Here is a 15053-nt window from a genome sequence, read left to right as displayed (position 1 = left end):
TGCGCTGCTTGTGGCCTTATTGTGAAGTTGTGTGAAGTGGCAAACGCAGCATCGCCACCGCCCCGCCATCGGGATGGTTGCCCAGCACCACCTCCCCGCCATGCAAAGCCGCCACCTCATGCACCAGCGGCAAGCCCAGCCCGGTCGATTTGGGCCGGCCATCTGGGCGCGGCAAGGAGTAGAAGCGCTCGAAGACGCGGTCCTGCGCGTAATCGGGCACGCCGGGGCCGTGGTCGCGGACACGGATGTCGATATGCGATGGCGTGTTCTCGGCGCTGAGTTCGATGCGGCCGCCGGCCGGGGAGAAATCGATGGCGTTGTCGAGCAAGTTCGATAACGCCTGCTCGAGCAGGAAGCGTTCGCCGTTTACGGTGAGCGCCGGGGCTATGTCGATATCTACATCCAGCGCATGGGCGGCCAGCTGGGCGGATTTGCGTTGCAGCAGCTGCTCGCACAACACCCGCAGCGGCACCGGCTCCACATCGCTGAGCGCTTGCCGGCTTTCCAGCCGAGCCAGTTCCAGCAGACGGTCGATGATGCTGCTGAGCCGTTCGGCTTGCGCACGGATGGTGTCCAGAAAGCGCGTCTGATCCTGCACGGGCATGCCAGGTTCGACCAGCTCGGCGGCGGCGCGGATGCCGGCCAGCGGAGATTTGAGTTCGTGGGTCAGGCTGTGGATGTAGTGCTCTACATACTGCTTGCCCTCCAGCTTGGCACGCATGGCCTCCAATGCGCGGCCCAGCACGCGCACTTCGCGGCCCGACAGATCGGGCAGGCTGACGCGCTCGCCGCGCGCCACCGCGTGGGCATAGCCTTCCAGCCGCGTCAGCGAACGGGTGATCCACCACGACAGCAACCAGCCCGCCAGCAAGCCGGCGATCAGCACCACGATGCCGGCACGCGTCAGCCCGGTCAGCGCCTGCTCGAAGAAGGGCTGGACGCTGCCCGAGGCCTTGGCCACCGTCACCACACCGATCACCTTGCCCTCGTGGATGACGGGCGCGGCCACATGCATGACCGAGCCGGCTTCATCGGGACTGGTGCGCACGCCGTAACGGCCCTGCAGCGTCAGGTACACATCGTTCCAGCGCGAATAATCCTGGCCCACGGCGAGATGATCGGAGTCGTAGAGCACCGTGCCGCGCGCGTCGGTCAGGTAGATGCGGTGGCTGGGTTTGTCTTTGCGTACGCCCCAGATTTCGGCATTGAGCCGGCGCTCGGCAAACGCTTCGAGATTGCGGCCGAACTCGCCGCTGGCCACCGTGCCGGCCAGCACATCGCGGCGCGCGAACTCGGCCAGCAGGTTGGCGGTATCGACGAGCGTGTCTTCCATCGACTGGCGCAGCGCGGGTTGCAGGCGCTGGCGCGAGGTGTCGAGCAGGAACCAGGCGACCAGGCCGATCATCACGAAATAGCCTGCGAAGATGCGGATGCCGATCCTCATGGCGCGCGATCTGCCTGCCAGCTCAGGCTGTAGCCGAGGCCACGATGGGTGCGGATAGGGTCGCAGGCTGCATCGTGTTCGCGCAGCTTGGCACGCAGGCTTTTGATATGGGTATCGACGCTGCGCTCGAAGCTGGCGGCCGGGTCTTCCCACACCGCGTCCATCAATTGGGTGCGGCTGAACACGCGCTCGGGCTGGGCCAGCAGCAGGGCCAGCAGCCGGTATTCGTAGCGCGTCAGGTCCAGCACCACACCGTTGAGGCTGATGCGTGCCCGTGCCACATCGTGAGTCAGGCCATGCGCTGGCACAACCATAGCTACCGGCGCACCGCGGCGCAGGATGGCTTTCACGCGTGCCACCAGCTCGCGCGGGCTGAAGGGTTTGACCACATAGTCGTCCGCACCCAGCTCCAGCCCCACCACCCGGTCGATCTCGTCACCACGTGCGGTCAGGAAGATCACCGGCAGCGCATGGCGCTGGCGCAGCGTTCGGCATACATCGAACCCGCTCATATCGGGCAGGCCCACATCGAGGATCAGCAGCTCGGCGCCATCGGCATCGAGCGCGGCCAGGCCATCGCGGCCCAGGCTGTGCCAGTGCATGGCATAGCCTTCGCGTTGCAGCGCATAGACGATGGCATCGGCAATTGCCGCCTCGTCCTCGATCAGCAGGATGCGGGTAGTCATGGCGGCCATTATAGGGCGCGGCGTCGTTCATCCACGCGGATGTCATCCTGCACCACCAAAGCCGGCATTCATCGCAACGGCCGGGCATAGACATGCAGCGTTTGCGAAGATACGCCTATCAAATCAAGACATTGGAAGAGGAAGCCATCATGAACACTTGCACCAGAGACCTGATTGCCCGCCTTGGCTTCATCGCCGTACTGGCCCTCAGCGCCTATGCCAGCGTGCACACGCTGACGGAAATGGGCGGCCCACTGGGCGAGCAGGCCAACTATATGCAGGCGGCCATCCGCCCCATGGCCTGAGCCCGCGGCCCAAGCAGCCTCATAGATCCAGCTTGAGGCTCAGGTAAGCCCCGCGCTGGCCGGGCTTGTCGGCGATATTGCCCAGCTCGGCATGGGCCAGCGTCAGTGCAACATGCCGGTTGGGCACCCAGGCCACAAAGGCATCGGCAAAGCGTTGCTCGCGGAATGCCGAGAGATTGTTGTTCTTCTGCCGGTATTCGACCCCCACCATCACGGCATCGGTCAGGAATACGCCGGCACTGGCCTCGGCGCGCAGGCGGCGCGTATCGGAGCGATCTCCGCCAAAGCCCAGCAAGCCGATCTGGTTGGCGCGGGTATGCCGCACCGTGGCATTGAGCAGAGTGGTGCGCCCGGCCACACCGTCGAGCCAGACCTTGGTCAGCGCCACATAGGGCTCCACATCGCTGTCGTGACGCGCACCCAGCAGACGTGGCACCCGCGCAAAGTCCCGGTTCTTTTTCGCCATCAAGCCCAGCGCGATCTGCGGCATCGCGCGATCCTGATCAATGATGGCATCGCCTGCCACCCGCCATTTGATCCCCATCACGTCCTGCTGGATCTGCTCGCCGGGCACAGTGCTGCCCAGATCGAAGCGCTGCCGGGCAAACGACCACTCCAGCCTGTCGTACAGGCCCACCGCCACCCCGGCGGCCTCCAGCCGGAACCCCTGCGTGCCGACGCGGGTATAGAACGCATTGGCGCCCACCTCGTCACGGGTGCCGTAACCGGTAATCAGCGCCCAAGGCACCAGCCCCCCGCCACCTGCGCCCTCTATCTGGGTAACCCCGCCTGTTGCGGGCAAGCGTCCGCCAGCCAGTACCGGCGTCGCCAGCAGCACGCATCCCAGCCAAATGCTGTAAGCCATCGTGAACTCCTCAGACCAAGATGGGGTCGATACCCGATCCCCAGTCTATACTTCGACGACACGCCTGCACGAGAGACATGCATGTTCCATTACGCCGCCATCGCGCTTGCCGCCTGCCTTTGCGCCCTGCCCGCCGGGGCCGCCGGGGCCGATACGCTGTTCGAGCGGCTTGGCGGCCAGGCCGGCGTCACCGCCATCGCAAGTGAGTTGATGGACCGGTCGAGCCAAGACCCGGCTACCCGGCGCAGCTTCCACAAGGTGGACCTCAAGCGGGTCAAGTTCAAGCTGGCCGAGCAACTGTGCGAGATCAGCGGTGGCCCCTGCAAATACAGCGGCGATACCATGAAACAGGTGCACGGCGGCTTGCGCATCACCGATGCCGAGTTCTATGCACTGGTGGCGCAGTTGCGCGCGGTGCTCGACGCACGCGGCATTGCCCAACCGGACAAGAACGCCTTGCTGGCCCTGCTCGCCCCCATGCACCGCGATGTGGTGGAGCGCCAGCCATGAGCCGCCTGTTTGCCCTGCTAGCCAGTCTGTGTGTGTGCGCTGCCCATGCAGAGCGTATCGAAGTACAGGTCACCAATACCCAAGGCCAGGCAGTGAGCGAGGCCGCGGTCTACCTGGAGCCAGTGAGCGGCAAGGCGCCCAAGGGCAAGCTCAGCGGCGTGATCGATCAGATCGACAAGGAATTCGTCCCGCTGGTCAGCGTGGTGCAAACCGGCACCGCCATCCTGTTTCCCAACAAGGACAACGTACGCCACAGCATTTATTCGTTTTCGCCGGCCAAGACCTTCGAACTCAAGCTGTACAGCGGCACGCCTGCTGCACCGGTGGTGTTCGACAAGCCCGGCCAGGTGGTGCTGGGCTGCAATATCCACGACTGGATGACGGCCTACCTGCTGGTGGTGGAGAGCCCCTGGTTCGGCAAGACCGGTAAGGATGGCAAGGTTGTCCTCAGCGAGCTGCCTGCGGGTGACTTTGTCCTCAAGGTCTGGCATCCCTATCAGGTGGCTGCCGCGGCTGACCAGAGGGTCAAGGTCGGCGCAGGTGCCAATCAACGATTTGCTTTCCGGCTAAAGGTCGAGCCGCCCGCAAGCAACCGCAACGCCAGTTACTGAACGTGCGCCGACATAGCCTTGCCTTTCGTATCGTTGTCGTCTTCTCCGGCCTGCTGGCCGTAGTGCTGCTGGCCAGCTTTGTGCTGGTGAGCGTGGTCAACCTGCGCATTTCCCGGCAGACCGCCGCGCAGGCGCTGGAAACCGGTGAGCGCGTCTTCCGTCGCTTGCTGGATCAGCGTGGTGAGCAGCTTACCGTCGGTGCCCAGGTGCTGGCCCGCGATTTCGGCCTGCGCGATGCCATTGCCACGCGCGATAACGAGACCCTGTTGTCGGCCCTCGATAACCACGGCTCGCGCATCCATGCCGATCTGGTCATCTTCTCCGGGCTCGACAACATCATCCAGGCCGATACCGTGAACCCGGCCCGCGCAGGTCAGCCCTATCCTTTCGGCAGCCTGATTGCCGCGGCCGGCAAGCGCGGCGGCAGCACCGGGATCGAGCGGGTGGATGGGCGCCTGTATCAGCTCGTGGTGGTGCCGGTACGGGCACCCATCGTGATCGGCTGGGTCACCATGGGCTTTGAGATCAACGACCGCACGGTAGCGGATTTGCGGGCGGTATCCGGTTTGCAGGTGACCTTTCTGGGTGATGCCCCCGGCGATGGCCGCCGCGTGCTCGCCTCCACCCTCCCTGCCGCACAGCGCGATGCCCTGGGTGGCAAGATGACCGAGCTGCGCGCCGTAGGGCGGGCTACCCTGGGTGACGAAGACTACGAAACCCGGCTGGTCCTGCTGGGCGACAGTCTGGAAGGCCCGGTCGAGGTATTGCTGGCGCGTTCGCTGGCCGAAATCATGGCGCCGGTTTACCGCTTGCAGATCACCCTGGCCATGCTGGCCTTCGCCGCACTGGCTGTCTGCCTGCTGGCCGGGATGCGTCTGGCCGGCCGCATCACCCAGCCGCTGCGACAGCTCGCTGCCATTGCCGATCGCATCCAGCAGGGCGACTACCAGCAAGCCATCAACCGGCAGGATCAGAGCGAGATCGGGCAACTGGCGGGCAGCCTGGCGCATATGCAGACCGCCATTGCCGAACGCGAGGCCGAGATCCGCACCCTGGCATTTCAGGATAGGTTGACCGGCTTGCCAAACCGGCTGCGTTTCAATCAGCTGCTGGACGATGCGATCACCGCGGCGCAAACCAGCGGCGAATCTCTGACCGTGCTGATCCTCAATCTGGATCGCTTCCAGCAAATCAACGATACCCTCGGCCACCCCATGGGCGACCGGGTGCTGATCGAGGTCGGGCGCCGTCTGGTCGACGCAGTGCGGGATGAAGACACCGTAGCCAGACTCTCCGGCGACGAATTCGCCGTGCTGCTGCCGGCCATGGCGGTCGATGCTGCCTTGCCCGTGCTGGAACGCATCCACGGCATGTTCGATCATCCGCTGCAGCTCGATGGCCGGCCGCTCGATATCCGTGCCGGCATGGGTGCCGCCGGCTACCCCGAACATGCGCGCGTCTCCATCGACCTGCTGCGCTGTGCCGATCTGGCCCTGTACCGCGCCAAAGCCGCGCGTCAGCGGCACCTGATCTACAACAGCGGCATGCAACATGCCCGCGAGACGCATCTGTCGCTGCTGGGTGAGCTGCAGACCGCCGTGCAGCAGAATGAGCTCAAGCTTTGCTATCAACCCAAGGTAGCGCTGGCCGATAGCAGTGCCGATGAAGCCGAAGCCCTGGTCCGCTGGATACACCCGGAGCGGGGCTTTGTCTCACCCGGCGAATTCATCCCCTTTGCCGAACAGACGGGCTACATCAAGGAAGTCACCCAGTGGGTACTGCGCGCCGCCATCCACCAGATCGGCGTGTGGCTGCAGACAGGCCGCGCAATCAAGGTGTCGGTCAATCTTTCCACGCTGGATCTGCTGGACCCGGCGCTGCCGACTGCCGTCGCCTCCCTGCTCGAACAGGCTGGCGTGCCCCCGGCGCTGCTGTGCCTGGAGATCACCGAAAGCGGGCTGATGGAAGATCCGACGCTGGCCCTCGACACCCTGAACCGGCTCCGCAATATGGGGCTGGCGCTGGCGATCGATGATTACGGCACCGGCTACTCCTCGCTCGCGTATATCCGCCGCCTGCCCGTCACCGAACTCAAGATCGACCGCGCCTTCGTGATCGAACTCGCCCACAACGAGAGTGATGCACAGATCGTGCAGTCCACCATCGATCTGGGCCACCGGCTCGGCCTCAAGGTCGTAGCCGAGGGCGTGGAGGACCATGCCACGGTCGAGGTCTTGCGGCGGCTGGGTTGTGATCGCATTCAGGGCTATGTGTTTGCCAAACCCATGCTGGCCGATGACTTTGTGGCCTGGCACACAGCACACCAGCAGAAAACCGCACCCTGAACCGCATTTTGGCCTGCTGTCACAAGGGTGACAGCGAGTTTCTGATACCCTTGCGGCTACCCCGCCCAGCCCGAGTGACAGCGCCCGCATGCCCGATATTGGTTCTCCCGAATTCGTCTTCTGGTTCCGCCAGGCCGCGCCCTATATCCACGCCTTCCGTAACCGTACCTTTGTGGTCGCGTTTGGCGGCGATCTGGTCCGGGATGGTGATTTCTTCTCGCTGGCGCACGACCTCAACACCCTGGTCAGCCTGGGCGTGAATCTGGTGCTGGTTCATGGTGCGCGCCCCCAGATCAACGAGCGCCTGACGGAAGCGGGCCTACCCTGCCGCTTTGACCGTGGCGTACGGATTACCGACCGCGACAGCGTACCCGCCGTGCTCCAAGCCATTGGTCAGGTCCGTTTCGAGATCGAAGCCTCGCTGTCCATGGGTTTGCCCAACTCGCCCATGGCCAATGCCGATATCCGCGTCGCAGGGGGCAACTTCCTCACCGCGCAGCCCTTCGGTGTGCGTGACGGGCTCGACATGCAGTACAGCGGCGAGGTCCGCAAGATCGACGTCGCCGCCATGAAAGACCGGTTGGAATTCGGCGAGACCATCCTCCTCTCCCCGGTGGGCTACTCGCCCACGGGTGAGGCCTTCAACCTCACGGTGGAAGACGTCGCCACCAGCGCCGCCGTGGCCCTGCAGGCCGACAAGCTGATCTTCCTGCTGGACCAGCCCGGCGTGGTGGACGAGGAAGGCACCCTGCTCAACGAGCTGACCGCGGCCGAGGCCGAGCAGTACCTGCGCAGTGACCAGCATATCGCCGACGATATCGATTTCTACCTGCCTTGCTGCATCCGCGCCGTGCGCCACGGCGTGAAGCGCGCCCACCTGATCTCGCGCCATCTGGACGGCGCACTGCTGACCGAGCTGTTCACCCACGAAGGCATCGGCACCATGATCTCGCGCGAACCGCTGGAGACCCTGCGGCGCGCCACCATCGACGACGTGGGCGGCATCCTTGCGCTGATCGAGCCGCTGGAAGACCAGGGCGTCCTGGTCAAACGCTCGCGCGAGCTGCTGGAACGCGAGATCGAACGCTTTGCCGTGCTGGAGCATGATCGCAAGATCATCGGCTCGGTGGCGCTGTATACCTTTGAAGAATCCGATATCGCCGAACTGGCAGGCCTGGCCGTGCACCCCGACTACCGCGATGGCGGCCGTGGCGAACAGCTGCTGCGGCATATGGAGCGCGAAGCGCGGCGTTTGCGTATCCGCCAACTGTTCGTACTGACCACCCGCACGGCGCACTGGTTTATCGAACGTGGCTTCAAGCCCGCCGATGTGGAAGCCCTGCCCATGAAGAAAAAAACCCTCTATAACTGGCAACGGCGCTCAAAGGTGTTTATCAAGACCTTATAGCTTCACGCTGCTGCGCCCACGACCCGCCCGACATGGACGGACGGGCATACCGAGGAGACCCACCTTGCCGAGATTCCTGCTTCTGCTGGCCTGCTGCTGCAGCCTGCTTGTGCAAGCGGCCGGCAAGGAGATCCATATCGGTATTGAACCGTTCTTTACGCCGCGCCTGCTGGTGTCCAGCTTCCAGCCCATGCGCGACGCCATGGAAAAGCAGCTGGGTCGCCCCGTGGTACTGCTGACAGCGCCCGACTACCGCCAGTTCGTACGCCGCATCGAGCAACATGAGTTCGACCTTGTCATCATCGGCCCGCATACCGCGCGCTATGCCGAACTCCATGCCGGCTACCTGCCAGCCCTGATCGGCCGCACCCGGCTATCCGGTCTGGTGGTGGTGCCCCGCGGGGGCGAGGCGCTGCAGATCAGCGACCTCAACAAACAGACCATAGCCTTGCCCGATGCCCTGACCGTAACCGCCATGCTGGGCGAGGCCTGGCTCAAGAAGCAGGGCCTGCAGGTCCATACGCGCTACTACGCTTTCCACAATGCCGCCGCCATTGCCCTGCTGCAGGGGGATGCCCGCGCCGCCATCATCAATAAAACCGCTTTTGCCAACCTGCCGGTCGACATCCGCTCGGCGTTGCGTGTGGTGGGAGAGACCCAGTCTCTGCCCCATATGGTGGTACTGGCCGATGCCAAGCTGGCGCCAGCCGAACGCAAACGCTATATCGATAGCTTGGCAGGCTTTGTGAACTCACGCGAAAACGGCGACAGTTTTGCCGCCCGTCTGGGTTTCAGCGGGCTGGACCCGGTGAAACCCGGCGAGCTGGCCATCATGGAACCCTTTGTAACCGAACTTCAACGCCGTCTCGACACGGAATAGTCTGCTGACCATGCAGGTCCCCTTCTTCCGCACCCTGCGCGCACGCCTCGTCCTCTCCATCCTCGTGGTGCAGTTCGCCGTGTTGCTGGTGCTATTGAGCAGTGCCAACAAGGTCTGGTCGGAGATGGTGCTCAAGGCCACCGATGTGCGGGTGCAGGAGCTATCGCGGCTGCTCAATGCCTCGATCGCCCCGCACATGGCGGCGCTCGATTACGCGCCGGCCGCCGAGTTGCTCAATGGCGTGCGCTCAGCCGAGGGCATCGACTACCTGGTGCTGTTCGACCGTCAGAACAAGGTCGTGGCCAAGCAGGGCTGGGATATCGACAGCAGTGGCAATGGCACCCCCCTGCCGCCGGTCGATACCATCAGCCGGCTGGCCTCGGGCCAGCGTATTCCGACCGTGCTGCATATCAGCACACCCATCGAACTGGCCGGCCAGCAATACGGCACCCTGCGTTTCGGCATTTCCACCGAACTGCTTAGCGAATCCGCCGACCGTATCGTCTGGCAGATCGCCAGCGTGGTTGTCGTCGGTGCCGTGTTCTCCGCCCTGCTGCTGGCGCTGATCGGTTTCTGGCTGACCCGCCGCCTGTACAAGCTTATCGAGGCGGCCGAACAGCAGACCAGCAGCCATGTACCGAGCGTGATCGAAGTCGAAGGCAATGACGAGATCAGCAAGCTGGCGGAACGCTTCAACCAGATGTCGGCAGGCATCCAGGAACGACTGGACGCCCTCAAGCAAAGTGAGGAGAAATTCCTCGCCATTGCCGACTACACCTACGGCGTGGAACTGTGGCTCAACCCCGAGGGCAAGTTGGTCTGGGTGAATGCTTCGGTTACGCGGCTGACCGGCTATTCCGTTAGCGAATGCGTGGAAATGGCCCACTTTCCGGCCCCGCTCGCCGCCCTTGAGGAGCGCGCGCGTCTGGCCGATACCCTGCGCGAAGCATTGACCGGCACGGCCGGACAGGATTTCGAGTTCCGCGCCATGAAGCGCGATGGCAAGACCTTCTGGGCCGCCATGAGCTGGCAGCCCATTTACGATGCCCAGGCGCAATATCTGGGTATCCGGGCCTCCATCCGCGACAACAGCCAGCTCAAGGAAGACAGGCTGGCGCTCAAGCGCGCCGTCTACGAGCTGCAGCAATCACAGGCACTCAACGAAACCTATCTGAGCCGCGCCGAATCCGAGCGCGCCCGCCTGACCGCACTGCTCTCGGCCATGCGTCTGGGGGTGCTGTTTGTCGATAACGACAATGTGGTGGTGTTCCACAACCCCGCCTTCAAAACCCTGTGGCTGATTGACGAGAGCACGACCGTGGTCGGCAAGCCCATGGGGCAGATTCTCCAGAACGCGCTGAACCGGCCGCAGAACTACGACTTTGCCAGCCATCTGGTCGCCGACAACAACCCCGCCACCACAGGCGCCTTCCCCAGTGACCTGAGCATGAATGATGGGCGCATCCTGACCCAACAGTGCTACACGGTCTGTGACGATATGGGCATCTTCACCGGCAAGCTGTGGGTCTATGAGGATGTCACCCAGGCTCACTTCCTCAATGAACGCATGGTCTTCCTGGCCGAGCGCGATGCGCTGACCGGCCTGCATAACCGTCATGCCTTCCAGGAACAGCTCGAACGCATGCTGATTGACGCCGAACGCGCCAACGATGCCATTGCCGTGCTGTATTTCGACCTCGACGAATTCAAGTACGTGAACGATACCTTCGGTCACGGTGCAGGCGACGATCTGCTCAAGCGCGTGGCCCAGGACATCTCTCACCAGGTACGCCGCAACGAGTTCTTTGCTCGCCTCGGCGGTGACGAGTTCGCCATCCTGGTCCCCAACTGCAAGGAATCCGAAGTCGGCCATCTCGCCGGCCGGGTGATCAGTACCGTGGCCAATATCCAGTTCACGGTCGACAACCAGCAACTGCGCCTGTCTTCCAGCCTGGGCGTGGCCATGTATCCGCAGCATGCAGAAACGGCGGAAGACCTGGTGGCCCACGCCGACACCGCGATGTATCAAGCCAAGAGCGCCGGCAAGGCAACCTGGCGCATGTATCAGGCCGAGCGTGACGCCAGCCGCGAAATGGTCAACCGCCTGACCTGGAACGAACGCATCCAGCAGGCGCTGGAGAACGATGGACTGGTGCTCTACTTCCAGGGCATCTACGAGGCCACCACCCTGAGCGTGGCCCACCTTGAGGCACTGGTGCGGATGAAGGACCCGAGCGATCCGAACAAGATCATCCCGCCGGGCCACTTCATTCCGCATGCCGAGCGCAGCGGCAAGATTCTGGATATCGACCGCTGGGTCATCCGCGAGAGCATCCGCCTACTGGCGGCGCACCCGGAAATGCCCTCGGTCGCCGTCAATATTTCCGGCCGCAGCTTCGATGAAACCAGCCTGCCCGAATTCATCAGCGGCCTGCTGATCGAATACGCCGTTCCGCCAGACCGGCTGATGGTGGAGCTGACCGAAACCGCCGCTGTCAGCGATATGCGCGATGCCCAGCGCTTTATCGAGGCCCTGCGCGATACCGGCTGCACAGTCTGCCTCGATGACTTCGGCGCGGGCTTCTCTTCGTTTGCCTATCTCAAGCACCTCAAAGCCCATGTGCTCAAGATTGACGGCCTGTTCATCCGCGACCTCCCGCGTGATCACGACAGCCAGGTGTTCGTGAAGGGCATGGCCTCCATCGCCCGCGACATGGGCAAGCGCACGGTGGCCGAGTTTGTCGAGAATCAGGAAACGCTCGACATGCTGGTGGAGATGGGCGTGGACATGGTGCAGGGGTACTACCTCGACAAGCCCTCGCCGGATTACCTGGCCCTGTGCCAGCGACAGCGCGCCACCACAACGCACTAAGCCCCCGGATTCCGTAGGGTGCAACAAGGCCAGAGGCCGCACTGCACCACCGTAACGCCGGAACACGGGGGGGGATGGTGCAATGCGCGTTGCCTTGCACCTTGCGGTACTAAGGCACAATAGCGCCATGAACCGCCCCCATGTCATCCCCCTGCTGGCCCCGTTTGCGCTCGGCTATTTCTTCTCGTATGGCTTGCGCACCATCAATGCTGCCATTGCGCCACGGCTGATTGCCGACCTGGGCATCAGCGAGGCGGGGCTGGGCCTGCTGACCTCGGTCTACTTCCTCACCTTTGCCGCCGCCCAACTGCCCATCGGCCTCGCCATCGACCGCTTCGGGCCGCGCCGCGTCAATGCCACCTTGCTGCTGATCGCCGTGGCCGGCTGTCTGCTGTTTGCCGTAGGCCAGCGAGAATCGGTGCTCTTGCTCGCGCGCGCGCTGATCGGACTGGGGGTGTCGGGCGCCTTGATGACCTCGATCAAGCACAACGCGCAATGGTTCAGCCTGCGCGAGCTGCCGGCCATGAATGGCTGGGTGCATGTATGGGGGCTCGTCGGCGCCGTTGTCTCCACCGTGCCGGTCGCCTGGCTGGTCGGCACCACAGGGATCGTCGGTGCCTTCATGGCTGCGGCTTCGGTAGGGCTGGCTGCCAGCCTGCTGCTGTGGTTCGTCGCGCCGGAAAAGCCGCATGAGGGCGAGCATGAGTCGCTGCGCGAGAACCTTGCCGGCACCGTGTCGATCTTCCGCTCACGGGCGTTCTGGTCACTGGCCACCGTGGCCGGACTGGCGCTCGGTTCGCATATGGCGATGCAGGGACTCTGGGTAGGCCAGTGGTTGCGGCAAGTCGGCGGGCTCGGCGAGGCGGCGGTCGGGCAGGCACTGCTATGGATGATGCTGGCGGGTGCCGTCGGCGCACTCGGCTGGGGCCAGCTAGCCACCCGGCTCAGCGCTCATGGCGTGGCGCCGCTCACCGTGTATGGCACGGCCTGCGGGCTGCATGTGCTGGTGCTGATTGCACTGGCCGCCAACCCTGCCGTACCCGCACCGGTGATGACTGCGGCCTACGCCCTCACCGGCATGGGCGGCAGCCTCTGTTACGCCGTGCTCACCGCGCGCTTCCCGGTGGCGCTGGCTGGCCGCGTCAACACCTCGGTCAATCTGCTGATCTTTGCCGTGGCCTTCGGCCTGCAGGCCGGCGCAGGCTATCTGCTGGCGCTGCTGGGCAGCCAGTTCGGCCTCAGCACGCCGCAAGCGTATACGGCGCTGCTGCTGGGCCTGGCGGCCATCATCGCGACAACTCTGGCCTGGGCGCTGTTCGACAAGCCCCATCCGGGGCCGGCATCAGCCAGCTAGGCCGCACGGGCCTCGTCCAGATCAGCCGGGCTGCCGACATTGATCCACAGATCCGTGCAAACTTCGCCGCTGATGCGATCGCGCGCCGCAAATTCACGCAGATAAGTACCCAGTCGCGCCGATTCACCCGGCACCACCGCCGCCACGAGTTCGGGTTTGATCACGGCCAGATTGGCATAGGTGTAGCGCGGCGCGGCAGATTCATGCACCCGGCCACGCGGATCCAGATCAAAATCGAGCTGGTACTTGTCGGTAGGCGCCAGCACGATATGCGCGCTGCGGGAGGGATCGCGATCCAGCGCCTGCGCACTGGCAACAAGACGGGCGTAGTCGAAGCGGGTGTAGATATCGGCCGAGATCACGATATACGGCGCCTCCCCCAGCAGATGCCGCGCCTTGGCCAGCCCGCCTGCCGTTTCCAGCGCGGTGGCCTCGGGCGAATAAAGAATGCGCAGGCCGTAGCGGCGACCATCACCCAGCGTGGACTCGATCTGGCTACCCAGCCAGGCGTGGTTGATGATGACCTCGTCCACCCCCGCGGCCGCCAGCTTGCGCAGATGCCAGCCGATCAGTGATTCCTCCCCCACTGTCAGCAGCGGCTTGGGCGTGGTATCGGTCAGTGGCCGCATGCGCTCGCCGCGACCGGCGGCCAGGATCATGGCTTTCATGCGCGGTCTCCGTCGAAGAAGCGCTGGGCGACCGCAATGGCGGCATCTACCGCCGCGGCATCCACATCGAGATGCAGCACCCAGCGCTGCGCGGTGCCGATGCTGCTGACCATGATCCCGTTGGCCTGCAGATGCGCGCCAAAGCCATCAGCCACGGCCGCATCCACTTCCACGAACACCATATTGGTCTGCTGGCTGACGCTCAGGCCAGGCAGCTGCCGCAGGCCTGCGGCAAGGCGGGCGGCGTTGGCGTGGTCGTCCGCCAGCCGCGTGTATTGATGCTCCAGCGCATACAAGCCGGCTGCCGCCAGCAAACCCGCCTGACGCATGCCGCCGCCGAGCATCTTGCGCCAGCGCCGGCCCTGCTTGATGAAGTCGCGGTTGCCGGCCAGCACCGAACCAACCGGCGCGCCCAGCCCCTTGCTCAGGCATACCGAGACGCTGTCGAAACCCTTGGCAATATCGGCCGGCGCCACATTCGCGGCCACCGCCGCGTTCCACAAGCGCGCACCATCCAGATGGGTGGCGAGGCCCAGGCCGTGCGCCCAGTCGGTCACCGTGCGCACATAGTCTGCCGGCAATACCTGGCCGCTGATGGTGTTTTCCAGCGTCAGCAAGCGGGTGCGCGCGTAGTGTTCGTTATCGGGTTTGACCGCCTTTTGCAGCTTGGCCAGCGGCAGCGTGCCATCGGCTGCGTTCTCGATCGGCTGGGGCTGGATCGACCCCAACACCGCCGCACCGCCGCCTTCGTACTTGTAGGTATGGGCATCCTGCCCGACCAGATACTCATCGCCGCGCTGGCAGTGCGTCATCAGCGCGATCAGGTTCGATTGGGTGCCGCTGGGCACGAACAGCGCGGCCTCGTAACCCAGCAAGGCTGCGGTGTAGGCCTCCAGCCGCTGTACGCTCGGGTCGTCGCCCCAGACATCGTCGCCGACTTCGGCATGCGCCATCGCAGCACGCATGGCCTCGCCGGGGCGGGTAACGGTGTCGGAGCGGAAGTCGTACTGGCCGGTGGCGGCGAGGGGGTTGGCGTAGCTCATGGCGGGTATCCGGGAAAAACGGGAGATGGGGCGAAGTGCTTCAGCAGTTTGGTGCAATGCGG

At 64.3% G+C, this 15053-nt stretch carries 13 protein-coding genes; 8 read left to right on the top strand and 5 right to left on the bottom strand.

Going from position 1 to position 15053, the window contains the following annotated elements:
* Positions 1 to 16 precede the first annotated feature (16 nt).
* Together creC and creB are read right to left on the bottom strand one after the other, a co-directional pair.
* Complete coding sequence (creC, locus tag O9X62_RS05560; RefSeq protein WP_269531773.1) at positions 17 to 1444, bottom strand: two-component system sensor histidine kinase CreC; 1428 nt, start codon at positions 1442 to 1444, stop codon at positions 17 to 19.
* Positions 1441 to 2130: a two-component system response regulator CreB gene (gene creB, locus O9X62_RS05555; protein ID WP_269531772.1), complete on the bottom strand. Its 690-nt coding sequence runs from the start codon at positions 2128 to 2130 to the stop codon at positions 1441 to 1443. Before creB ends, creC begins: the two co-directional genes overlap by 4 nt.
* Before the next feature lie 149 nt (positions 2131 to 2279).
* On the opposite strand from creB, the gene O9X62_RS05550 reads away from it, so the two are divergent.
* Entirely contained in the window at positions 2280 to 2435 is a 156-nt protein-coding gene (locus tag O9X62_RS05550; protein ID WP_269531771.1) for a hypothetical protein, read from the top strand.
* A gap of 19 nt (positions 2436 to 2454) precedes the next feature.
* Here O9X62_RS05550 and O9X62_RS05545 read toward each other — a convergent pair whose 3' ends face one another.
* Complete coding sequence (locus tag O9X62_RS05545; protein WP_269531770.1) at positions 2455 to 3300, bottom strand: DUF3034 family protein; 846 nt, start codon at positions 3298 to 3300, stop codon at positions 2455 to 2457.
* 81 nt (positions 3301 to 3381) lie between these two features.
* Between O9X62_RS05545 and O9X62_RS05540 the strand changes: the two genes are divergently transcribed.
* The 7 genes from O9X62_RS05540 to O9X62_RS05510 all read left to right on the top strand — a co-directional run bounded on the left by O9X62_RS05540 (position 3382) and on the right by O9X62_RS05510 (position 13280).
* Entirely contained in the window at positions 3382 to 3810 is a 429-nt protein-coding gene (locus O9X62_RS05540; RefSeq protein WP_269531769.1) for a group 1 truncated hemoglobin, read from the top strand.
* Entirely contained in the window at positions 3807 to 4421 is a 615-nt protein-coding gene (locus O9X62_RS05535; protein WP_269531768.1) for a methylamine utilization protein, read from the top strand. Before O9X62_RS05540 ends, O9X62_RS05535 begins: the two co-directional genes overlap by 4 nt.
* A 2-nt stretch (positions 4422 to 4423) precedes the next feature.
* On the top strand, positions 4424 to 6766 hold the full coding sequence (locus tag O9X62_RS05530; RefSeq protein ID WP_269531767.1) for an EAL domain-containing protein: 2343 nt from the start codon (positions 4424 to 4426) through the stop codon (positions 6764 to 6766).
* A gap of 88 nt (positions 6767 to 6854) precedes the next feature.
* A complete protein-coding gene (gene argA, locus O9X62_RS05525) occupies positions 6855 to 8174 on the top strand; it encodes an amino-acid N-acetyltransferase (protein ID WP_269531766.1) in 1320 nt (439 codons plus the stop codon).
* 64 nt (positions 8175 to 8238) lie between these two features.
* Positions 8239 to 9054: a phosphate/phosphite/phosphonate ABC transporter substrate-binding protein gene (locus O9X62_RS05520; RefSeq protein ID WP_269531765.1), complete on the top strand. Its 816-nt coding sequence runs from the start codon at positions 8239 to 8241 to the stop codon at positions 9052 to 9054.
* Between the two features lie 10 nt (positions 9055 to 9064).
* Positions 9065 to 11926, top strand: coding sequence for an EAL domain-containing protein (locus tag O9X62_RS05515; RefSeq protein WP_269531764.1), 2862 nt, complete (start codon positions 9065 to 9067; stop codon positions 11924 to 11926).
* 127 nt (positions 11927 to 12053) lie between these two features.
* Positions 12054 to 13280, top strand: coding sequence for a nitrate/nitrite transporter (locus O9X62_RS05510; RefSeq protein ID WP_269531763.1), 1227 nt, complete (start codon positions 12054 to 12056; stop codon positions 13278 to 13280).
* Here the strand turns inward: O9X62_RS05510 and murU are convergent.
* Entirely contained in the window at positions 13277 to 13948 is a 672-nt protein-coding gene (murU, locus tag O9X62_RS05505) for an N-acetylmuramate alpha-1-phosphate uridylyltransferase MurU (RefSeq protein ID WP_269531762.1), read from the bottom strand. The two genes, O9X62_RS05510 and murU, sit on opposite strands and share 4 nt — an antisense overlap.
* Complete coding sequence (gene ltaE / locus O9X62_RS05500) at positions 13945 to 14991, bottom strand: low-specificity L-threonine aldolase (RefSeq protein ID WP_269531761.1); 1047 nt, start codon at positions 14989 to 14991, stop codon at positions 13945 to 13947. The genes murU and ltaE overlap by 4 nt, the downstream gene beginning before the upstream one ends.
* Between the last annotated feature and the right edge of the window lie 62 nt (positions 14992 to 15053).

It is taken from the genome of Chitinimonas sp. BJYL2 (assembly GCF_027257935.1).
Classification (GTDB): Bacteria; Pseudomonadota; Gammaproteobacteria; order Burkholderiales; family Chitinimonadaceae; genus Chitinimonas.
The sequence above is the reverse complement of the archived record's forward strand: the minus strand, read 5'-3'. Positions and strand labels throughout refer to the sequence as shown.

Bases quoted from the DNA above. Each gene is read 5' to 3' on its own strand.
- creC (WP_269531773.1), bottom strand. From the start codon at position 1,444: ATGAGGATCGGCATCCGCATCTTCGCAGGCTATTTCGTGATGATCGGC.
- creB (WP_269531772.1), bottom strand. From the start codon at position 2,130: ATGACTACCCGCATCCTGCTGATCGAGGACGAGGCGGCAATTGCCGAT.
- O9X62_RS05550 (WP_269531771.1), top strand. From the start codon at position 2,280: ATGAACACTTGCACCAGAGACCTGATTGCCCGCCTTGGCTTCATCGCC.
- O9X62_RS05545 (WP_269531770.1), bottom strand. From the start codon at position 3,300: ATGGCTTACAGCATTTGGCTGGGATGCGTGCTGCTGGCGACGCCGGTA.
- O9X62_RS05540 (WP_269531769.1), top strand. From the start codon at position 3,382: ATGTTCCATTACGCCGCCATCGCGCTTGCCGCCTGCCTTTGCGCCCTG.
- O9X62_RS05535 (WP_269531768.1), top strand. From the start codon at position 3,807: ATGAGCCGCCTGTTTGCCCTGCTAGCCAGTCTGTGTGTGTGCGCTGCC.
- argA (WP_269531766.1), top strand. From the start codon at position 6,855: ATGCCCGATATTGGTTCTCCCGAATTCGTCTTCTGGTTCCGCCAGGCC.
- O9X62_RS05515 (WP_269531764.1), top strand. From the start codon at position 9,065: ATGCAGGTCCCCTTCTTCCGCACCCTGCGCGCACGCCTCGTCCTCTCC.
- O9X62_RS05510 (WP_269531763.1), top strand. From the start codon at position 12,054: ATGAACCGCCCCCATGTCATCCCCCTGCTGGCCCCGTTTGCGCTCGGC.
- murU (WP_269531762.1), bottom strand. From the start codon at position 13,948: ATGAAAGCCATGATCCTGGCCGCCGGTCGCGGCGAGCGCATGCGGCCA.
- ltaE (WP_269531761.1), bottom strand. From the start codon at position 14,991: ATGAGCTACGCCAACCCCCTCGCCGCCACCGGCCAGTACGACTTCCGC.